The 19,247-nt window shown below is 72.4% G+C and carries 16 protein-coding genes and 1 pseudogene; 8 read left to right on the top strand and 9 right to left on the bottom strand.

From position 1 onward, the window contains the following. Positions 1 to 7 precede the first annotated feature (7 nt). Positions 8 to 1,267 (bottom strand): glycosyltransferase, encoded by a 1,260-nt coding sequence (locus ACFWPS_RS29440; protein WP_383710041.1) that lies wholly within the window; start codon positions 1,265 to 1,267, stop codon positions 8 to 10. Between the two features lie 350 nt (positions 1,268 to 1,617). On the opposite strand from ACFWPS_RS29440, the gene ACFWPS_RS29435 reads away from it, so the two are divergent. Together ACFWPS_RS29435 and ACFWPS_RS29430 are read left to right on the top strand one after the other, a co-directional pair. Continuing rightward, complete coding sequence (locus tag ACFWPS_RS29435) at positions 1,618 to 3,042, top strand: MFS transporter (RefSeq protein WP_383710039.1); 1,425 nt, start codon at positions 1,618 to 1,620, stop codon at positions 3,040 to 3,042. A gap of 61 nt (positions 3,043 to 3,103) precedes the next feature. Beyond that, on the top strand, positions 3,104 to 3,700 hold the full coding sequence (locus ACFWPS_RS29430) for a cysteine hydrolase family protein (protein ID WP_383710037.1): 597 nt from the start codon (positions 3,104 to 3,106) through the stop codon (positions 3,698 to 3,700). Between the two features lie 42 nt (positions 3,701 to 3,742). On the opposite strand, the gene ACFWPS_RS29425 is transcribed toward ACFWPS_RS29430, so the two are convergent. Beyond that, complete coding sequence (locus tag ACFWPS_RS29425) at positions 3,743 to 4,192, bottom strand: MarR family winged helix-turn-helix transcriptional regulator (RefSeq protein ID WP_383710035.1); 450 nt, start codon at positions 4,190 to 4,192, stop codon at positions 3,743 to 3,745. Between the two features lie 84 nt (positions 4,193 to 4,276). Between ACFWPS_RS29425 and ACFWPS_RS29420 the strand changes: the two genes are divergently transcribed. The 4 genes from ACFWPS_RS29420 (at position 4,277) to ACFWPS_RS29405 (ending at position 10,624) form a co-directional block, all read left to right on the top strand. Then, the gene (locus tag ACFWPS_RS29420) at positions 4,277 to 7,186 is read left to right on the top strand and encodes an AAA family ATPase (RefSeq protein ID WP_383710032.1); all 2,910 of its coding nucleotides are present in this window, start codon (positions 4,277 to 4,279) and stop codon (positions 7,184 to 7,186) included. A 309-nt stretch (positions 7,187 to 7,495) separates the two neighbouring features. Further along, a complete protein-coding gene (locus tag ACFWPS_RS29415; protein ID WP_383710029.1) occupies positions 7,496 to 8,035 on the top strand; it encodes an HdeD family acid-resistance protein in 540 nt (179 codons plus the stop codon). Between the two features lie 86 nt (positions 8,036 to 8,121). Then, entirely contained in the window at positions 8,122 to 9,000 is an 879-nt protein-coding gene (locus tag ACFWPS_RS29410; RefSeq protein WP_383710026.1) for an LLM class F420-dependent oxidoreductase, read from the top strand. Positions 9,001 to 9,094: 94 nt separating this feature from the next. Then, entirely contained in the window at positions 9,095 to 10,624 is a 1,530-nt protein-coding gene (locus tag ACFWPS_RS29405; RefSeq protein ID WP_383710023.1) for a GMC family oxidoreductase, read from the top strand. A gap of 45 nt (positions 10,625 to 10,669) precedes the next feature. Here the strand turns inward: ACFWPS_RS29405 and ACFWPS_RS29400 are convergent, their stop codons facing one another. The 4 genes from ACFWPS_RS29400 to ACFWPS_RS29385 form a co-directional block, all read right to left on the bottom strand. Then, positions 10,670 to 11,890, bottom strand: a complete 1,221-nt coding sequence (locus tag ACFWPS_RS29400) for a low temperature requirement protein A (protein ID WP_383710020.1) — start codon at positions 11,888 to 11,890, stop codon at positions 10,670 to 10,672. Positions 11,891 to 12,012: 122 nt separating this feature from the next. Next, positions 12,013 to 12,465, bottom strand: a complete 453-nt coding sequence (locus ACFWPS_RS29395; protein ID WP_383710017.1) for a MarR family winged helix-turn-helix transcriptional regulator — start codon at positions 12,463 to 12,465, stop codon at positions 12,013 to 12,015. Between the two features lie 142 nt (positions 12,466 to 12,607). Further along, positions 12,608 to 13,084 carry an MEKHLA domain-containing protein gene (locus ACFWPS_RS29390; protein ID WP_383710014.1) on the bottom strand — a complete coding sequence of 159 codons (477 nt, stop codon included), beginning with the start codon at positions 13,082 to 13,084 and terminating at the stop codon, positions 12,608 to 12,610. Positions 13,085 to 13,151: 67 nt separating this feature from the next. Further along, positions 13,152 to 14,579, bottom strand: a complete 1,428-nt coding sequence (locus ACFWPS_RS29385; protein ID WP_383710011.1) for an aldehyde dehydrogenase family protein — start codon at positions 14,577 to 14,579, stop codon at positions 13,152 to 13,154. A 122-nt stretch (positions 14,580 to 14,701) separates the two neighbouring features. Between ACFWPS_RS29385 and ACFWPS_RS29380 the strand changes: the two genes are divergently transcribed. After that, the gene (locus ACFWPS_RS29380; RefSeq protein WP_383710008.1) at positions 14,702 to 15,313 is read left to right on the top strand and encodes a TetR/AcrR family transcriptional regulator; all 612 of its coding nucleotides are present in this window, start codon (positions 14,702 to 14,704) and stop codon (positions 15,311 to 15,313) included. 18 nt (positions 15,314 to 15,331) lie between these two features. Here ACFWPS_RS29380 and poxB read toward each other — a convergent pair whose 3' ends face one another. The 3 genes from poxB to ACFWPS_RS29365 form a co-directional block, all read right to left on the bottom strand. Further along, a complete protein-coding gene (gene poxB, locus ACFWPS_RS29375) occupies positions 15,332 to 17,062 on the bottom strand; it encodes a ubiquinone-dependent pyruvate dehydrogenase (protein WP_383710005.1) in 1,731 nt (576 codons plus the stop codon). A 58-nt stretch (positions 17,063 to 17,120) separates the two neighbouring features. Next, complete coding sequence (locus tag ACFWPS_RS29370; protein ID WP_383710002.1) at positions 17,121 to 17,909, bottom strand: acetoacetate decarboxylase family protein; 789 nt, start codon at positions 17,907 to 17,909, stop codon at positions 17,121 to 17,123. A gap of 71 nt (positions 17,910 to 17,980) precedes the next feature. Beyond that, the gene (locus tag ACFWPS_RS29365; RefSeq protein WP_383710000.1) at positions 17,981 to 18,505 is read right to left on the bottom strand and encodes a MarR family winged helix-turn-helix transcriptional regulator; all 525 of its coding nucleotides are present in this window, start codon (positions 18,503 to 18,505) and stop codon (positions 17,981 to 17,983) included. Between the two features lie 228 nt (positions 18,506 to 18,733). Here ACFWPS_RS29365 and ACFWPS_RS29360 point away from each other — a divergent pair. Continuing rightward, positions 18,734 to 19,177, top strand: a pseudogene (locus ACFWPS_RS29360) (YceI family protein); the annotation flags it as partial. Positions 19,178 to 19,247: the final 70 nt, after the last annotated feature.

The raw sequence follows: 19,247 nt of genomic DNA, 5'->3' as shown, positions 1-19,247 counted from the left end.
TCGGGGGTCAGTGGGCGCTGCGGAAGACGGCGGTGCGCAGGACGACGAACCGGACGGCGGTCACCACCAGGGAGGCCGCCATCAGGACGAGCGTCTCGGCCGCCGTGGAGGCCGAGGGGTCGGCCTGCTTGAAGAAGACCACCGCGAGTGACGTGACGAGATAGCCGAGCACGAAGAGGAACCCGGCGCCGAGGTGCGCGCGGCCCGCGCGGGCCGCCGTGTGACGGAAGGTGAGACGGCGGTTGGCCTCGGTGTTCAGCAGGGTCAGGACCAGGAGCGAGAACAGGTTCGCCAGGGCCGGCGACCACCAGGAGCGCAGCAGTGCGTAGAGCAGCGCCTGGCCGAGGGTCGAGGCGATCCCGATGGCGACGAAGCAGCCGACCTCCCAGGACAGCACGGTGCGCCGGGTGGAGGGGGTGGCGAGGACCGCGTCCGGGTGCTCGGCAGCCGGTGCGGGGCGCTGGGCGAGCTCGACCCGGGCGGTACCGGAGGCCTTGGCCCGGGCCATCCGCCACAGTCCGCGCAGGTCGTCACTGGCGGTGCCGACCACGTCGACGCGGGTGTCGATGTCCTCCACCCAGTCGACGGGGACCTCGTGGATGCGCAGTCCGTTGTGCTCGGCGAGCAGCAGCAGCTCGGTGTCGAAGAACCACGCGTCGTCCTGGGTCACCTCCAGGAGCGGGCCGAGCACCTCGGTGCGGGCGGCCTTGAAGCCGCACTGGGCGTCCGTGAACTTGACGCCGTGGGTGAGCCGGATGATCGCGTTGTAGCAGCGGGAGACGAACTCGCGCCGGGGACCGCGCACGGTGCGCGCCCCGGGCGCCAGCCGGCTGCCGATCGCGATGTCGGAGTGGCCGCTGGCCAGCGGTGCGATCAGCGGCAGCAGGCCGTCGAGCCCTGTGGAGAGGTCGACGTCCATGTAGGCGACGATGTCCGCCTCGCTCGCCCCCCACACGGTGCGCAGCGCCAGGCCGCGGCCCTTGCGGTCGAGGTGGGCGACGGTGACGCCCGGGAGCTCGTCGGCGAGTTTGCGGGCGACGGCGAGGGTGTCGTCCGTGCTCGCGTTGTCCGCGACCGTGATGCGCCACGGGAAGGGGAAGTCCTCGCGCAGCCGGGTGTGCAGGGTGCGCAGGCAACCCGGGAGCGCACGCTCCTCGTTGTAGACCGGGATGACGATGTCGACGGTGGCGGTGCCGGATCCGGCGAGCGAGAGGACGGCGGGGCGCTGGAAGGCGAGCGTGGGAACGGATGTGGGGGTGGCAGTCATGGCTTCCTAAGCGGGAGGAGACAATGGGGGCGGCTCCTGGGCCCGGGGCGGGCCGGTTCCCGACTGTTACCGGTGCGACTGGGGGATGCCGGGAAGAAATCTGGGAACTGACGGAGAGTCAGAGATCAAGGTCGAAAACCGGCCATCACTTCCGCCTCCCCGCCCCGCGCCCCCTCTGACGAGGCAATTCCCGGCACTACGACCGCCCGCACGCCCCTCTCCCCCTCCCCCGGGATCACCCTCACCGAAATAGGCAGGCTGCCTGCTATTGTTTGTCAGGCAGCCTGCGTAATTTGCCCGGCCGGCTCCGCGCAGGCCCGGCAGCAGCTCGCGAAGGGAGGAGCAGCACCTTGGAAACCACCGCCGACACCACCTCCGTACAGCAGGAGAAGGCTCCGCCGGGCAACCCGTTCGGAGCGGCCTTCGTGACCCCGCTGTACATGGGCGCCGTACTCAACCCGATCAACAGCTCGGTGATCGCGCCCGCTCTGGTGGCGATCGCGGCCGCGATGCACACGTCCGTCGGCGGCACCGCGATCCTGATATCGAGCCTGTATCTGACCAGCGCGATAGCCCAGCCGGCGGCCGGCCGGCTCGCCGAGGAGTTCGGGCCCCGGCGGGTGTTCTTCGCCGGCATCTTCCTGGTGCTGGCGGGCGGGATCCTCGGCGCGGTGGCATATGACATATCACTGTTGGTCGCGGCCCGCGTGCTCATCGGCGCCGGCACCTCCGCCGGCTACCCCTCCGCGATGCTGCTGATCCGCCGCCGGTCCCGGGCCGCCGGCCGGCAGGAGCCACCGGGCAGCGTCCTCGGCGGCCTCGCGATCGCGGGCGCCGCCACCGTCGCCGTCGGACCCGCCGTCGGCGGCCTGCTCATCGGCCGGCTCGGCTGGCAGACCGCCTTCTGGATCAACGTCCCCGTCGCGGTCGTCGCCTTCGTCATGGCCGCGGTTTGGATTCCCCGGGACACCGACCGGGTGCGCGGACGCTCGCCGCGCGAGCTCGTCTCCCGCCTCGACCTGGCCGGTATCGCCGGTTTCGGCGGGGCGCTCACCGCACTCCTGGTGTTCCTGTCCTCGCTGCCCGGCCCCGAGTGGCCGGCACTCGGCGTCTCCGTCCTGATCGCCGCCGCTCTCGTGGCCTGGGAGCTGCGCGCCGCCAACCCCTTCCTGAACGTCCGGCTGCTCGCCTCGAACCTCGCTCTCACCCGCACCTACCTGCGCAACGGCCTGACCCTGCTGGGCACTTACGTGATCCTCTACGGCCTCACCCAGTGGCTGGAGGCGTCCCGGGGACTCACCGCCTACCAGTCCGGCCTGGTCCTCGTCCCGATGGGTGTCCTGTCGGCGGTCTCCGCCCGCGTCGTGTCCCGGCGCAGCCGGGTCCGTGCGCCGCTGGTCGTGTCGGCGCTGCTCCTGCTGGTGGGCGCCGTGGCCACCCTGTTCGTGGACGGCGGCACGCCCATCGCCCTGGTGATCGCGATCACCGCGGTGTTCGGCCTCACCTCGGGCGCCGGCACCGTGGCGAACCAGACGGTCCTCTACCAGGAGGCACCGGCCGACAGCGTCGGCACCGCCTCGGGGCTGCTGCGCACCTTCGGCTACATCGGTTCCATCGCCTCGGCGGCCATCACCGGCACCGCCTTCCACACCCACGTCGACGACACCGGCCTCAGGCACATCTCCTGGACGCTGGTCGGCATCGCCGCCGTAGTCCTCGTGATGACGGTGCTCGACCGGCAGCTGGCGCACGCCGACCGGCGGCCCACCCCCTGACCCCCCTCCCCCGCCATCCGGCACCGCATCAACCATCCGGCAAGACAAGAAAGTTCAGGTCATGACCAGCACCGTCCCGTATCTCGACCCCGCCCGCACCGCCCTGCTCCTGATGGACTTCCAGCCGGCCGTCCTCGCCGCCGTGGCCGACCCGGACCAGGCGCTCTCCCGGGCCCACGCGGCCCTGTCCTGGGCCCGCTCGCACGACGTCCAGGTCGTCCACGTCCGGGTCGCCTTCGCCCCGGAGGACTTCGCCGCCATACCCGCGCTGAACAAGGCGTTCGCCGCCGTCGCCGAGAACGGGTTCCTTCCCGACGGCAGCCCGGAGGCCGACCTGCACGAGTCGTTCGAGGTGTCGGAGCAGGACATCACCGTGCGCAAGACCCGGTTCAGCGCCTTCGCCTCCACCACCGACGTGCGCGGGCTGCTGCGCGAGCAGGGCGTCGACACGCTCGTCCTCGCCGGACTGTCCACCGGCGGCGTGGTCCTGACGACCCTTCGGCAGGCGGCCGACGACGACTTCGCGCTCTACCTCCTCAAGGACGCGACCGCCGACCCCGACCCCGAGGTCCACCGCGTCCTCACGGAGAAGGTCTTCCCGCACCAGGCCCATGTCATCGAGACCGACGAACTGCCCGGCCTGACCAAGTCGGCCTGACCCCTGGCCGCCCCCGGCGGCCACCCCGGCCGGCCTCGCCCGTCACCTGCCGCTGTCCGCGATCCTGTTCATGATCGCCGCGGCCTTCAGCAGGGTCTCGCGCTCGTCCGCCCGCAGGTGCGCCTCGATCGCCGCGCCGAGCCAGGTCGCCCGGGCCACCGGGATCGTCCCGATCAGCGCGTGTCCTTCGGGCGTCGCGTGGACGAGGGTCTTGCGGGCGTCGCCGGGATCCTTGCTGGTGCCGACCAGGCCTTCGGCGCGCAGGGCGGCGAGCGTCTCGGCCATCGACTGGCGGCGTACGTGCTCGGCCTGCGCCAGCTCGGTGGCCGTGACCGGGCCCTCCTCGACGATGCGGGCCAGCGTCGTCAGCTGCGACCAGTTCCACCGCCGGTCGCTGGGCGCCGACTCGGTGCGCAGCCGGGCGCGCAGCCGGGTCATCGCCTTCATCAACTCGGCGGCGACCTCGGCCTCGGGGCTCGGGTCACTCGTCATCCGCCCACCATACCCAGCGCTCACCTCGCCCTTTGCGCAACTGTTTGCGCCGTCAAGCACTTTGCGGAGGCTATATTCAGCTCTGTGAGCACCTCCGAGAGGCGTCGTCATACCGAGGAGCCGCCCCGATCACCCTCGGGCGAGGCCCGGCTGCCGGGACGCAAGGCCGAGCTGGAACTGATCGACTCCCTGCTCGCCGGTCTCGGCCAGGGCAGCTCCGGCCTCCTGCTGCACGGAGAGCCCGGGGTGGGCAAGACCGCACTCCTCGACGCCGCCGCGACCCGGGCCACGGCTCTCGGCATGCGGGTGCTGCGCGCCGCCGGCGTCCAGTCCGAGGCCCGGATCCCGTACTCGGCGCTGCACCAGCTGCTGTATTCGGTGCGGCACGACGTGGACCGGCTCGACGGGCACCACCGGGACGCCCTCCACCAGGTCTTCGACCTCACCCGGACGCCGGCCCCGGAGCCGCTGGTCTCGACGGCGGTGCTCGCCCTCCTGGAGCTCACCACCGCCGAGCGCGGCCTGCTGATGATCACCGACGACGTGGCGTGGTTCGACGAGGCCAGCGCGGCCGTCGTGGGATTCGTCGTACGGCGCATCGCGGACGCCCCGATCGTCTTCCTGGCCGCCTCGCGGACCGGCACCGAGGACCTCTTCCGGCGGTCCGGGCTGCCCGAGCGCAAGGTCGAGTCGCTGGACACGGGGGGCTCCGGTGCGGTCCTGGACGCGCACGCGCCCGGGCTGGCGCCCGCCGTGCGCCGGCGGCTGCTGGCGGAGGCCGACGGCAACCCGCTCGCGCTCCGGGAGTTGCCCGCGGCACTGACCGACCGGCAGCTGTGCGGCCAGGACCCGCTCCCCGACCGGCTGCCGCTGTCCCGGCGGCTGGCGGCCACCTGCGCCGGACTGCTCGCGGAGCTGCCCGCCCCCACCCGCACGCTGATGCTGCTGGCGGCCCTGGACGCCGACGCCGGGGTCACCACCCTGCGCGTCGCGGCGCGGGGGTCGGCCGACATCGACGACCTCGTCCCGGCCGAGCGGGCCGGTCTGGTCCTCGCGCCCGCGGCCGGCCGCGGTCTCTCCTTCTGCCACCCGCTGATCGGCACGGCCGTGGTGGACCTGGCGCCGCCGAGCGACCGCCGGGCCGCGCACGAGGCGCTGGCCGCCGCCCTGGCCGACGATCCCGAGCGCCGCGCCTGGCACCTCGCGGAGGCCGCCACCGGGCCCGACGAGTCGGTGGCGCGGGCGCTGGACGAGGCGGCGCTGACCGCCTGGCGGCGCTGCGGCGCCGCCCCCGCCGAGCTGCCGCCGCCGGTCGGCGCGCTGGTCTCCGACCGGCGCCGGACCGCCGCGTCCACCGCGGTCACGGCGCTGGTGCGCGCCGGGGAGCTCAGCCCGCACCCGGTCGACCGCTCCCGCCGCCTGGTCGAGGCCGCCTTCCTCGCCACCATGACCGGTCAACTCGACCAGGTGAACCGGCTGCTGGCCGACGCCGGCCAGACCCCGGACACCCCGACCGGGCTGGTCTTCGCCGCCACCGCCCACCTCCTCACCCATGACGACGGCGACGTCGACGCCGCCTACCGGCTGCTGGCGCGGGCCCTGGACGACGTCACCGGCAAGGCCACGAGGGGCGACTGGGACCGGCTCGGGATCCTGTACGCCCTGCTCCTGGTCAGCCTCTACACCCTCAGACCCGAGCCGTGGAAGCTGCTCGACACCGCGATGGCCCGGTTCCCCCCGGAGGCGGTCACGCCCTTCCGGCTGTGTTACGACGCGTATGTCGACCCCACCCGAAAGTCCGAGGCGATCCGGGAAGGGCTCGCGGACGCGTTCGCGGAGCTGCCCACGGACGCGGCCCCCTGGCAGATCGTGCCGCTGGGGTTCGCCGCCGTCGCCATGGACGCCCTCGCCGACTACCGCTGCCTGCTGGTGCGCATGACCGACCGGGAACGCGACGGCGGCGCGATCGGCATGGTGATCCCGGCGCTGCTGCTGCTCTGCCAGGACTCCTATGTGCACGGGCAGTGGGACGAGGCGGAGCGGCTCGCGCAGGAGGGACTGGACCTGGCGACGGCCTACGGCTACCAGTTCTGGGAGCGGCAGCTGCGGGCCGTGCTGGCCTCGGGCGCGGCGCTGCGCGGCAACGCCGACCTGGCCCGCAGCCGCAGCGAGGAGACCACCTCCTGGGCGGCGCCCCGCGGCATGGAGGTGACGGAGGGGTACGCGCGGTCGGCGCGCAACCTCGTGGCCATCGGTCAGGGCGACTACGAGGAGGCGCTCGCCCAGGCGGCGCGGATCGGCCCGCCCGGTGCCCCCACCCCCGGGGTGCCGGGCCGGTGGATGGTGCTGGACTTCGTGGAGGCGGCGGTCCGCACCGGCCATCTGGAGGACGCCCGGGCGCATGTCCGCGCCGCCCAGGAGGCCGGCCTGCCCCGGATCGGGCCCCGGATCGAACTGATCACCGCGGGGGCCGCCGCCGTGGCCGCCGACGACGCGCAGGCCGGCGGGCTGTTCGAGGCCGCCCTGGCCCTTCCGGACGCCTCCCGCTGGCCCTGGGACCACGCGCGCATCCGGTTCGCGTACGGCCAGTGGCTGCGCCGTACCCACGACATGGCCGGGGCGCGGGTGCAACTGGGCGCGGCTCTGGAGACGTTCGACCTGATCGGTGCCGCGATGATGGCGCAGCGGGCCGCGGCCGAACTGCGCGCGACCGGCGTCTCCGTCACCGCCCGGTCCGATGCGGCGGCCGAGCCGCTGACCGCCCAGGAGCGGCAGATCGCCGAACTCGCGGCGACGGGCCTGAGCAACAAGCAGATCGGCGAGCGGCTGTTCCTGTCGCACCGCACGGTCGGCTCGCATCTGTACCGCGTGTACCCCAAGCTGGGGATCACCTCGCGGGCCGCTCTCCGTGGCGCGCTGGAGGCGATGCCCACCACCGAGCAGGCCGGCCGGGCACCCGACTGCGTGGGAGGGCAACAGCCGGAGGAGCGCTGAGCAGGTCGGGTGGAGTCCGCTCCGCTCGGCGGCGCCCCGAAGGGGCGTGGGGCTGCATTGAATGTGCGGCTACCGCAGCGTGGGCGCCACCGGCCAGCACGGCGCTGCGGACGAACGACGGCGCATCGCGGCAATTCCGGCGGAGCGCTCGGCCGGGCGGACGAAAGCCTGCCGATCGGGCAGTAACGGAATGAGTCGAATGACCGATCACATGACGCCGTCGCGTCGCTAGCCTTCGTGCCCGTCATCGCGGTTTTCCGGGCCGGGGTGGAAGTCGGCGCCACGGCACCCTCGTTCACGGAGGTCACCTTGCTCAGTTCGCCCAACGCCCTGCTCTGGCGCGGCCTGCTGGCCGTCGTCATCGGCATCGTCTCCGTCTCCTGGCCGGGCATCACCGTCGGCGCGTTCGTCGTCCTGTTCGCCGTATACGCGTTCATGTACGCGGTGATGGACGGGGTCCGCGCCTTCAGCAGCGACCGGGTGGGCCCGGTGCTGGGGTGGCTGCTGCTGGCCGTGCTGTCGGTCGTGGCCGGCGTCAGCTCCCTGGCGTGGCCGGGCATCACGGCCCTGGTGCTCACCCTCTGGGTCGCCGCGTGGGCCCTGACGACGGGTGCCATGGAGGTCGCGCTGGCCTTCCTGCGCGGGGAGACGGCGGGTGAGCGAGCCCTGTTCCTGCTGACCGGCCTCGTGTCGGTCGCGCTCGGGTTCGTCCTGTTCGTGCGCCCGGACATCGGTGCCGTCTCGCTCGCCACCGTCTTCGGTCTCTTCAGCATCGTCCACGGCATCTCGGCGGTCTTCGCCTCGTCGGAGGTGCGCCGCCGGAACCGGCCGCAGCCGCTCGGGGGCTGACCGACCACCCAAGTTCCTTGCTTGACAAAGCACATACTGGTCCCGGCATACTCGATGGCGACAGGTTCGGATCACGGAAGGCCCGCATGAACCTAGGCATCGCCATCGCGGATTTCACCCAGCCCGGCGGCCCGGCGGGCATCGCACGCCATGTGGCCCGGCTCGCCCGCGGCGCGGAGGAGTTCGGCTTCCGCCGGATCGCCGTCATGGACCATCTGTTCCAGATCGGGATCGTGGGCGCCTCCGAGCAGGAGATGCTGGAGGCGTACACGACCCTGGGCTATCTGGCCGCGGCCACCGAGCGGGCGGAGCTGCTCGCGCTGGTGACCTCGGCCGGATACCGGGAACCCGGGCTGCTGGCCAAGATGATCACCACGCTCGACGTGCTCTCCGAGGGCCGCGCCGCCCTGGGCATCGGGATCGGCGCCGGCTTCAACCTCGCCGAGGCGCGCGGGCTGGGGCTGCCGTTCCCGCCGGTCGCGGAGCGGTTCGAGCGGCTGGAGGAGACGCTGCAGATCTGCCTGCAGATGTGGGGCGACGACGAGAAGCCCTTCGACGGCCGCCACTACCGCCTCGAACGCACCCTCAACTCCCCCCGCACGGTACGGCGCCCGCACCCGCCGATCCTGATCGGCGGCTCCGGCGAGCAGAAGACGCTGCGGCTCGTCGCGGAGTACGCGAACGCCTGCAACCTCTTCCACGGCCCGGACCTGCCGCACAAGCTCGACGTGCTCCGCCGGCACTGCGACCGGGCCGGGCGCGACTACGACGAGATCGAGAAGACGGTCCTGCTCCCCCTCGACCCCGGACCGCACGGCGAGCGGGTCCCCGCCCTGCTCACGGAGTTGCGGCGGCTGGACACCATCGGCATCGACCACGTCATCGGCCCGGTGCGCGGTGCCGACCAGCACGCCGCACTGCGACTGCTGGGCGAGCGCGTCGTACCGGAAGCGATGCGGATCTGACCGGGCCCGCCATGACGACGCCGGCACCGGTCCGGACTTCGACCATTTTATTTGCTTGCCGAAGCACTATTCAATTTCTGAAGGAGAGACGCAGATGAGCACCCCGAGCGAACACCCCGCAGCTCACCAGGCCGATGTCGTCATCGTCGGCGGCGGTTCCGCGGGCGCCGTACTCGCCGCCCGGCTCACCGAGGATCCACGGCGCACGGTCCTGCTGGTCGAGGCGGGCCCCGACTATCCCGCCGACCGCGTCCCCGAGGGGCTGCTGACCCCGCACCTGCTGGCCGACCCCGACCACGACTGGGGTTACACCGCGCGCGCCACCGACCGCGCCCCCAGCATCGCCGCCCCGCGCGGCCGGGTCATGGGCGGCAGTTCCGCGGTGAACGCCGGTGTGGCGATCCGGGCGCGGGCCGCCGACTTCGCCGCCTGGGCGGAGCGCTACGGGATCAAGGGCTGGTCGTACGACGAGGTCCTGCCGGTCTTCCGGGACATGGAGAACACCCCCGCCGGCGACGCCGCCCACCACGGCCGCACCGGTCCGTTCCCCATCCGGCAGTGGACCTACGCGGAACTCACCTCACCCCTGCGGGCGTTCGTGGACAGCGCGGCGGGCCTGGGCTTCCGGCGCAACGACGACTTCAACGGCGAGCGGCAGGACGGCACCGGTGCCTACCCGGTGAACATCGTGGACGGGGTGCGCCGGAGCACCGCCCTGGCATATCTGACGCCGCAGGTGCGCAGCCGCCCCAACCTGACCGTGTTCAGCGACGTCACGATCGACCGGGTGCTGGTCGAGGACGGCAGGGCGCGTGGTGTCGTCAGCGCGTCGGGCACGGTCTTCCGGGCCGGTGAGGTGGTGCTCAGTGCGGGCTCGTACGGCAGCCCGGCCATCCTGCTGCGTTCCGGCGTCGGCCCGGCCGCGGACCTGCGGGGCCTCGGCATCGAGGTGGTCGCCGACCTGCCCGTCGGCCGCCGGCTCCAGGACCACCCGTTCTTCCACTCGCTGTTCGCGCTCGCGCCCGAGCAACAGACGATGACGTCCGCCTTCGCCGCCCATCTCTGGCTCGCCTCGCGCGAGGCGAGCCCCGGTGAACTGGACCTCGCCGTCGTCGGCGTGCACCTGCTGGACGGCTCCTTCAGCCCGACCGGCGGCGCGATGGTGATGTCCGCCGCCCTCACCCGGCCGGAGTCGCGCGGCTCGGTGCGGCTGGCCGGCCGTGACCCCTACGACGCCCCGGTCATCGACGACAACTACCTGGCGACGGACCGGGACCGTCGTCGCATGCTGGAGGCCGTACGGCTGGTCCGCCGCCTCGCGGGCAGCGCGCCGCTCGCCGGTGCGGTGGCGGCGGAACTGGTGCCGGGCACGGCCGTGGGCGACGACGAACTGGCGGCGGCGATCGAGAGCGGCATCGCCACCTACGGGCATCCGACGTCGACGGTGCCGATGGGCGGGCCCGAGGACCGGTGGGCCGTCGTGGACGAGTCCGGTGCGGTCAAGGGGCTGGCGGGGCTGCGGGTGGTGGACGCCTCGATCATGCCCGAGGTGCCGTCGACGGTGACCAACGCCACCACCATCATGATCGCGGAGCTCATCGCCCGGCGCTCGTACGGGAGTTGAGGGCGTCGGCGGTTCTCGGGTGCCGCCCTGGCCGCGCGCGTGCGTTCAGAGGACCGTCGTCTCGTCGCGGCCCAGCCGGTGGGCCACGGCGAGTCCCCAGGGGATGCCGAGGAGGGCGACGAGGGCGAGTCCGAGGAGCAGGGGTGCGGGACGTGCGGCGCCCAGGGCCACGACCACGAGGGCAACGGCCAGGCTGGTGCGGGCGAGCGGCCGGTAGAGGTCCCGCTCGTCCCGCCAGGCCTCCAGGCCGGTGGCCAGCAGCATCGTCCCGGTGAGGACGACGGCCACGCCCCCGCACAGCACCCAGGCGGTGGCGGCGGGCGTCCGGCCGGCGTGGGCGTGCTCGACCAGGCCGACCATCGCGGCGCCCATGGCGGTCACCGCCGCCGTGAGCGGCAGATGGGTGAGCATCCACCCGGCGGTCACCGTGCGCGTGCGCCGGGGCGGCCGGTGGCCGGCGAAGTCGAAGTACGTCCACCAGGCGCCGAAGCCGACCACCACGGCCACCAGTGCGACCGCGAGGCTCATGGCGGTGGTCGGCTCGCTCGCGAGGCCGTCCACGACGCCCGTCACGGTCTCGCCGAGCACGATGATGATGAGCAGCCCGAACCGCTCGACGAGCGCCTCGGTGAGGGCGAGCGCCGACTCCTGGGCCGGAGCGGCCGCCAGGGTCATCCACGCGAACCCGCCGAGGTAGGCGAGGACCAGCAGCCCCCAGGTCAGCAGCCGGGTGTCGGCGGGCAGTCCGGCGCTCCCGAGGAGGACGGCCGCGCAGGCCGCCGTTCCGATGACGTACATCCGGGTGGGCTTGCGGAACTCCGCGGAGCTGCCGCGTCCGGCCAGGAACCAGAGCACGGCCAGGACCGCGAACAGGATCCCGGCGTTGACCGCGAAATGGGCGCCCTCCGCGCCGCCGGCCTTGGGGATGAACGCGCCCAGCGGGACGAGGACGAGGATCTGCAGGAGGAAGAGGCTGCGGCCCCGGGCGTCGTCGTGGCCGTGCAGGTCGTGGTGGAGCGTGCCGTTCAGCCAGGCGATCCACACCAGCGCGAAGACCACCGCGAACTCGCCGAGCCCGTGCCAGGTGAGATGGTCCGCCAGGTGGTGCGCGGCCTGGGCCACCAGGACGACCACGATCAGGTCGTAGAACAGTTCCAGCGGGCCGACCACCCGGTGTCGCGGCTGCTCCCCGTGGGCGCGCGGCGGTCGCCACAACTGCCGGCGCAGCCGGGCCCAGGTCTCCCGCCCCTGCGGTCCCGAGGTCATGCCGGCGGTCTCGGCCGAGGTCGCTCCTGCATGGCTTCTCCCCGGGGTCGTGGTCCGGCCGGAGCCGCACAGGAACGACTGTTTGACATTTGTATATTAGCGGGAGGCTTCGGCTGGGCGGCTCAGTCGAGCTTCTCGACCACCGCTTCGAACTGCCGGACCATGGCGGGCACCGACCGGCCGTCGAGCAGGTCCATGACCCGCTTGCGGGCGCTCGCCAGGTGCACGGGGTAGGCGTCCCGGAGCCGCTTCAGCCCCTCCGGGGTGAGCGTCGCGACATTGCCGCGGGCGTCCCCCTCGTAGCGCCGCTTGACGACCTGGCCGCGGCTCTGCAGCGCGTCCACGACACGGGTGATGCGGCTGGCCGACAGGGCGGTGGCCGAGGCCAGGTCCGCCATGCGGAGTTCCTGGTTCTCGGCCTCGGAGAGGTTCATCAGGACGACGTACTCGGTGAGCGTGAGCCCTGTGGTCCGCAGCAGGTCGTCGTCGAGTGAACGGGGCAGCGCGACGATGACGCGCATCAGGGCGCGCCAGAAGCGTTCTTCCTGGGCGGTCAGCGGGTCTTCTGCGCTCATTTGAGCAGAATAGCGTGCTCAAGCAAGGAATCTCAACCCGATCCCCACCTTCCGGTCCATGTCAGGGGCTGTTCGGCGGCCGGCCGGACAGCCCCTGACCGAGGCGCTCGGTCCTGTGCGACGATCTCAGCGCCGACGATGGTCAGACCTCGCTCCAGGAACGGAACACCGCCGCCTGGCCGTGACAGGACCCGTCCGCCTCAAGGAGGTTCCACATGGTGACGTCCTCTATCCAGAACCTCCGGCCGGACCCGGCGATCCGCAACCCCCGGTAGCCGGAGGCGTATCCGCGGGTCGCCACCGAGCGCACGAAGGCGTCCCGGTCGCCCTGCGCGTCCGGGTCGGCGGACAGCCGGGACGGGAGCCCCACGAACTCCTCCCACGGGTACTCGAAGCACTGCTGGGCGGTGGTGTTCGCGTAGACGAAGACCGGATCCGGCCCGGCGCCGTGCGCGAGCAGCCCGAAGGGTGCGCTTGCGTAGAGCCAGTGGGCCGCCTCGCCCGCGTCCTGGAACGCGGTGGGGCACAAGGGGGTGCCGGTCAGCCGCTCGTGGCTGGACAGCAGGAGCTGCGCGAAGGCCGGGCCCCGGCTGTGCTCCGCGTCGTAGGCCGTGACCATCGGTGTCCACCTTTCGTCGATTTCCGAAAGGATGGTTCCAGAACGGGTGCGGCCGCCGGCCGCCGGGTCACCACACCTGCTGGTCCTCCTGGAGGCGCACGGCGACGAACTTGGTCTGGGTGTAGTGGTGCAGCGCCTCCAGGCCCTTCTCGCGGCCGTACCCGCTGTTCTTGTAGCCGCCGAACGGGCCCTCGACCATCATGCCGGGCGGATAGGCGTTGACGTAGACCTGCCCGGCCTGCAGACGGGCGGCCACCCGGTGGGCGCGGGTCACGTCACCGGTCCAGACGGCCGCGACCAGGCCGTAGTCGGAGTCGTTGGCGAGGGCCACCGCCTCCTCCTCGCCCTCGAAGCGCAGCACGGCGAGCACCGGACCGAAGATCTCCTCGCGGGCGATGCGCATGTCCGGGGTGACGTCCGTGTAGACGGTCGGCTCGAAGGTCCAGCCGTCCCCGGTCGGCCGGCCGCCGGTGAGGAGGGTGGCGCCGTCCTGCTCGGCGATCTTGAAGTACTCGTTGACCTTGTCGTACTGGACGCGGGTGATCGCCGGCCCGTAGGTCTCCCCCGGGGTGATGTGCGTCAGCACGGTCCGTACGGCCGCGACGAACTCGTCGTGGATCCGCGCGTCGACCAGCAGCCGGGTACCCGCCATGCAGGACTGGCCGCCGTTGGGCAGGAACGCCTCGACGGCTCCCTGGGCGGCCCTGGCGAGGTCGGCGTCCGCGAACACGACGTTGGCCGACTTGCCGCCCAGCTCCAGCGTGAGCGGGATGACGCGGTCCGCGGCGATCCGGCCGATCTCGCGGGCGGCGCGGACCGACCCGGTGAACGCCACCTTGCGGACCCCGGGATGGCCGACGACCGCCGCCCCCACGGTGTCTCCCGTGCCGGTGACGACGTTCAGGACGCCGTCGGGCAGACCGCATTCGGTGGCGATCCGGGCCAGCCGGAGCGTGGTGGCCGAGGTGAACTCGGACGGCTTGGCCACCACGGCGTTGCCGGCCGCGAGGGCCGGGGCGATGGAGCGGGCCGCCTGGTTCAGGGGCGCGTTCCACGGAGTGATGACACCGACCACGCCGAGCGGCTCGCGCCGGGTGTACGCGTGGAAGCCCGGCCCTATGTTCACCACCTCGCCGCCTGGCAGGTTGACCAGCCCGGCGTAGAACTCGAAGTAGCGGGCGGCGCCCTCCACCTCCAGCGGGGACTGCCAGGCGGGCTTGCCGGTCTCGGCCGACTCCAGCTCCGCCAGAACGGCGGCCTCGTCGCGCAGCCGCTCCGCGACGGCGGCCAGCACCCGCCCCCGTTCGACCGGCTGCCGGTTCCACCAGCCGTCGACCGCCCCGGCCGCCGCCGAGACGGCCCGCGCCACGTCGGTGGCGTCGCCGAGGGCGATCTCGTGCACGACCTCGTCCTGTCCGGGAGAGGTGGACGGCAGCCAGTGACCGGATGCCGGGTCGACTTCCACGCCTGCGATCCAGTGGCCGTAGCGCTTCATCGGCGCGCTCCTCATAACGAGTGATGGAATGGACAACGGAGTGAATGAATTTTCATTCACTCCGCACCCTACCCCTCCGCCTTGACAAGATCGAGTGACTGAACGAAGTTTCACTGGTGACCATGCCCCCCGCTGCGACGGCCGACGAGACGCCCCTGCGCGGCAAAGTGATGGACGCCGCACTGGAGTTGTTCGACGAGCGCACCTGGGACGGCACCAACGTGCCCGAGATCGCCGCCCGGGCCGGGGTCGCGGTGGGCACGATCTACCGCTACTTCCCCAACAAGCAGGCGCTGGGCGAGGCGGTCTTCACCGAGGCGAAGGCCGCGTTCGCCGACACCGTGGTGACCGACGCCGTGCGCGAGGCCGATCCGGTGACCGCGATCGGCCTCGTCTGGCAGCATCAGGTCGCGTTCGCCCTGGCCTATCCCCAGGCGTTCTCGTTCCTCGAACACCAGGTGCACGGCTCGTACCTGCGGCCGCAGGCGTACGAGGTCGTCGACCGGCTCAACGCCGAACTGGTGGAGATCCTGCGGGCGGCGCAGGCGGCCGGTGCCGTCCGCGCCGGTGATCCGCAGGTGCTGCTCTCGATGGCGTTCGGTGCGTTCGTCGGGGTCACCAAGCACTCACGCGCCTCGGGGGTCCCGCTGGGCGAGTACGACCTGGAGGGCGTCCGGGAGGCCGTGATGAGCCTGATCGGGCTCACCGGCCCCGGCTCCCCGGACCCCGCCTAGGGCCCCGGGGCCCGTGCCTCAGGGCAGGTGGCGCACGACGTTCGTGCGGGCCAGTTCGAGGAGTTCGTCACCGCGCCCGGACAGCACGGTACGGGCGGCGTAGAGAGCAAAGCCCCTGACCTGGTCGAACTTGACCGTGGGCGGGACGGACAGCTCCTGCCGGGCGGTCATCACCTCCACCAGGGCGGGGCCCGGGTGGGCGAACGCGGTGCGCAGCGCCTCGCCCAGGTCGGCCGGGTGCTCCACCCGGCGGCCGTGGATGCCCAGGGCGGTCGCGACGTCGGCGAAGTTCGGGTTGTCGAGGTCGGTCCCGAAGTTCACCATGCCCTCGGCCTTCATCTCCAGCTCCACGAAGCTCAGGGCTCCGTTGTTGAAGACCACGATCTTCACCGGGTGCCGCTGCTGTCTCAGGGTGATCAGGTCGCCGAGCAGCATGGCCAGTCCCCCGTCCCCGGAGAGCGCGATCACCTGCCGGTCCGGGAAGGCGGACTGGGCGCCGATCGCCTGGGGCAGCGCGTTCGCCATGCTGCCGTGCGTGAACGAACCGATCAGCCTGCGGCGGCCGTTCATGGTCAGATAGCGCGCCGACCAGATCACCGGCGAGCCCACGTCCGGTACGAACACCGCGTCGTCGTCTGCGAGTTCGTCGACGACCCGGGCCAGGTACTGCGGGTGGACCGGGGTCCGGTCGTGGTCGTCGACGGCGAGCCGGTCCAGGGCGGCGCGGGCGCCGGTGTAGTGCTCGCGTGCCGTGTCGAGGTGCCGGGAGCCGGTCCTGGGGGCGAGCTTCGGGAGCAGGGCCTCGGCGGTGTCCCGGACGGTGCCGACGAGCGGCAGGTCCACCCGGGTGCGTCTGCCGATCTGCTCGCCGCGCACGTCCACCTGCACGGTGGTGGCGTGCTCGGGCAGGAACTGCCGGTAGGGGAAGTCCGTGCCGAGCATCAGGAGCGTGTCGCACTGCTCCGTCGCACGGTAGCCGGAGGTGAAGCCGAGCAGCCCGGTCATGCCGACGTCGTACGGGTTGTCGTACTCGACGTGCTCCTTGCCGCGCATGGTGTGGACGACCGGAGCGTGCAACGCCCCGGCGAGGCGCACCAGTTGGTCGTGGGCGCCGGCGCAGCCCGCGCCGGCCAGGATCGTGATCCGTTCCGAGTCGTTCAGCAGGGCCGCGGCGCGCTCGATCTCCTCGTCGGCGGGACGCACCACCGGCTTGGCGGGCCGGACGGTGGCGGCCTTGCGCGGGTGGTCGAGCCGGTGCAGCAGCACGTCGCCCGGGACCACGAGGACGGACACCCCGCTGCGCTCGACGGCGGTGCGCAGGGCGATGTCGAGGAGGCGGGGGAACTGCTCGGGCGTGGCGGCCAGTTCGCAGAAGTCGCTGCACTCCCGGAACAGTTCCTGGGGGTGGGTCTCCTGGAAGTAGCCGGTGCCGATCTCCGAGCCGGGGATGTGCGCGGCGATCGCGAGCACCGGGAGGCGGCTGCGCTGGGCCTCGAACAGCCCGTTGACCAGGTGGAGGTTGCCCGGTCCGCAGCTGCCGGCGCAGACCGCGAGCGAGCCGGTGACCGCGGCCTCGCCCGCGGCGGCGAACGCCGCCGCCTCCTCGTGCCGGTAGTGCTCCCAGGTCACCGAGGGGTTCCTGCGCAGGGCGTCGGTCAGTCCGTTGAGCGAGTCGCCGGGCAGTCCGTGGATCCGGGAGACGCCCGCGTCCCGCAGGCCGTCGACTATGAGGTCGGCGATGGTGTGCATCAACTTCCTTTCGTTGCGGCGGTGGTGCGGTGGTGCGGGCGCTCCCGGTCCGGTCCGGCTACTCGCCCAGCAGGCGGACGTCCGTCACGGAGTAGGACATCGAGGCCCGGAAGCCGGTGCCGGTGCGCACCGGGGCCAGGTCCGCCAGCTCCTCACCACGCGCCGGGAACAGGCTGATGTCGCCGGAGCCGACCCAGACGTCGGCGAGCTGCCGGTCGTCGAACTCCGCCATGACCAGCTCGTGCACGGCGGGCTTGTCGTACTGGCCGGCGGTCAGCGTCGGGAAGTGCCGGAGGTTGACCGTGGGCCGGAACAGCGCCGCGGGGTCGCCCGCCGGCTGCTCCAGGGTGACCCGCGCCTCGGCGAGGGTGTGCCCGGCCGCCGACAGGGACGCGCCGAACCTCCCGCCGGCGGCGAGTGACGGCGAGGCCTGGCCGGGCGAGGCGAAGACGCGGGTCTGGGCCACCGAGCCCAGCTTCTTCGGGAAACCCTGCACCCAGCCGCGGGCCAGGGCGAGGTCGTTGTCGACGTAGATGTACGGGCACCAGGAGACCGGCTCGCCCCCGAACCTGGCGTCCACCAGCAGCATGAACTCGCGGTACTGGCTGCGCACCGGGTCGAGGTACTCGTCGTGTCCCGCGGAGAACTGCCAGTCGACGAAGAGCGCCACCACCCGCCCGCCGGACCCGGTGTCGGGTGTCAGGCCCTCCGGGAGGGTCGCCGCGGCGGCCGCCGGGTCGGTCCAGAACTCGACGCCGACGATGTCACCGGCGTAGTGCCAGGGCGGGGCGGAGGCGAGGTTCGCCTCTCCGCGCGGCGACAGCGGGTAGGTGTAGCCCTTCAGCATGGGGGCCTCCGGAGAAGGTGGGCGTGCCGGAAGAGACCATGCTGCGCACCGGCACCGCCCCCCGGCTTGGGTCAAACGACTGCTTCGCGGTAGCCCGCGGCGTCCGGGCAGCCGGGCGGCTCCTCGTACCCGGCACCGTTCCCGGCCGCAGGGCTCTTCGGGTGTGCGGAGTCCTCCCGGCGCGCCGCGCCGCGTTCGCAGGAGGAGGCGAGCGGGTCGGCCACCGACTGCATCTGCTCGGCCAGCCGCTGGACCAGGGCGGGGTCCAGCTGGTCCATGACGCGCCTGCGCGCGCTGGCGAGATGCGCCGGATAGGCGTCGGCCAGCCGCAGCCGGCCGGCCTCGGTCAGCTCGGCCACGTACCCGCGGGCGTCCGTGCAGTGGCGGCGCTTGGTCACCAGGCCGTGGTCCTGCAGGCTCTCCACCACCCGGGTGATGCGGCTCGCGGACAGCGCCGCCGCCGTGGCCAGTTCGGTCATCCGCAGACTGCCGCCGTCGGCCTCGGAGAGCTTGGCCAGGATCTGGTACTGCGTCATCGACAGTCCCGTCGCGCAGACCAGATCCTCGTCGAGTGCCCGCGGAAGAGCCACCATCATCCGCTGCAGCGCACGCCAGAGGCGCTCCTCGTCACTGTTCAGTGGGCACGTGGGCTCCGGCGACCGCGTTGACACGTGTTGACCTCCCTACCTCGTCCTGCCCCACCACTGAAGCACACGATTACTTGCTTGACAAAGCATTTCGATGCGGTCCAAGATACTTGCCAAGGCAAGCAACAGCGCCGCAGCGGACCAGCCGCGCGACGCCAACCGAGAGGCCAGAAGGGCATGAGCGTCGAACTGCCCCCCGCAGGGACCTACACGGTCGATCCGGAGCGGTCGTCCATCGGCTTCACCACGCGGCACATGTTCGGTCTGGGCAAGGTGAACGGCACCTTCCGGGTGGAGTCGGCGAGCATCACGATCGCCGAGCCGGTCACCCGGTCGACCGCGCACGCCGTGATCGAGGCGGGCAGTTTCCACACCGGGACGCCACGCCGTGACGAGCACGTGCGCTCCGCCGCGTTCCTGCACGCGGATCGCCACCCCGGGATCCGGTTCGAGTCGACCGGGGTGAGCCGCGGCACGGGCGGCGCCTGGGTCGTCGAGGGTCACCTCACGGTCCGCGGGCACCGCGCGCCGGTCGAGCTGACGGTGGACTCCCTGTCCGTCGAGGACGGCTCACTGAAGATCTCGGCCTCGGCGACCGTCGACCGGTACCGCCACGGGCTGACCGCGGCGAAGGGCCTCGCGGCGCGTCTGCTGCGGCTCACCCTGTCCGCCACCGCCCATCCTGCGGCGT

Source organism: Streptomyces sp. NPDC058457, assembly GCF_042720695.1.
GTDB lineage: Bacteria > Actinomycetota > Actinomycetes > Streptomycetales > Streptomycetaceae > Streptomyces.
The sequence above is the reverse complement of the archived record's forward strand: the minus strand, read 5'-3'. Positions and strand labels throughout refer to the sequence as shown.

What these genes read in the sequence shown, in the direction of transcription:
- ACFWPS_RS29380 (WP_383710008.1), top strand. Translation starts at nt 14,702, where the DNA reads ATGCCCCCCGCTGCGACGGCCGACGAGACGCCCCTGCGCGGCAAAGTG.
- ACFWPS_RS29410 (WP_383710026.1), top strand. Translation starts at nt 8,122, where the DNA reads ATGAACCTAGGCATCGCCATCGCGGATTTCACCCAGCCCGGCGGCCCG.
- ACFWPS_RS29425 (WP_383710035.1), bottom strand. Translation starts at nt 4,192, where the DNA reads ATGACGAGTGACCCGAGCCCCGAGGCCGAGGTCGCCGCCGAGTTGATG.
- poxB (WP_383710005.1), bottom strand. Translation starts at nt 17,062, where the DNA reads ATGCACACCATCGCCGACCTCATAGTCGACGGCCTGCGGGACGCGGGC.
- ACFWPS_RS29440 (WP_383710041.1), bottom strand. Translation starts at nt 1,267, where the DNA reads ATGACTGCCACCCCCACATCCGTTCCCACGCTCGCCTTCCAGCGCCCC.
- ACFWPS_RS29370 (WP_383710002.1), bottom strand. Translation starts at nt 17,909, where the DNA reads ATGCTGAAGGGCTACACCTACCCGCTGTCGCCGCGCGGAGAGGCGAAC.
- ACFWPS_RS29430 (WP_383710037.1), top strand. Translation starts at nt 3,104, where the DNA reads ATGACCAGCACCGTCCCGTATCTCGACCCCGCCCGCACCGCCCTGCTC.
- ACFWPS_RS29390 (WP_383710014.1), bottom strand. Translation starts at nt 13,084, where the DNA reads ATGGTCACGGCCTACGACGCGGAGCACAGCCGGGGCCCGGCCTTCGCG.
- ACFWPS_RS29365 (WP_383710000.1), bottom strand. Translation starts at nt 18,505, where the DNA reads ATGATGGTGGCTCTTCCGCGGGCACTCGACGAGGATCTGGTCTGCGCG.
- ACFWPS_RS29400 (WP_383710020.1), bottom strand. Translation starts at nt 11,890, where the DNA reads ATGACCTCGGGACCGCAGGGGCGGGAGACCTGGGCCCGGCTGCGCCGG.
- ACFWPS_RS29405 (WP_383710023.1), top strand. Translation starts at nt 9,095, where the DNA reads ATGAGCACCCCGAGCGAACACCCCGCAGCTCACCAGGCCGATGTCGTC.
- ACFWPS_RS29395 (WP_383710017.1), bottom strand. Translation starts at nt 12,465, where the DNA reads ATGAGCGCAGAAGACCCGCTGACCGCCCAGGAAGAACGCTTCTGGCGC.
- ACFWPS_RS29385 (WP_383710011.1), bottom strand. Translation starts at nt 14,579, where the DNA reads ATGAAGCGCTACGGCCACTGGATCGCAGGCGTGGAAGTCGACCCGGCA.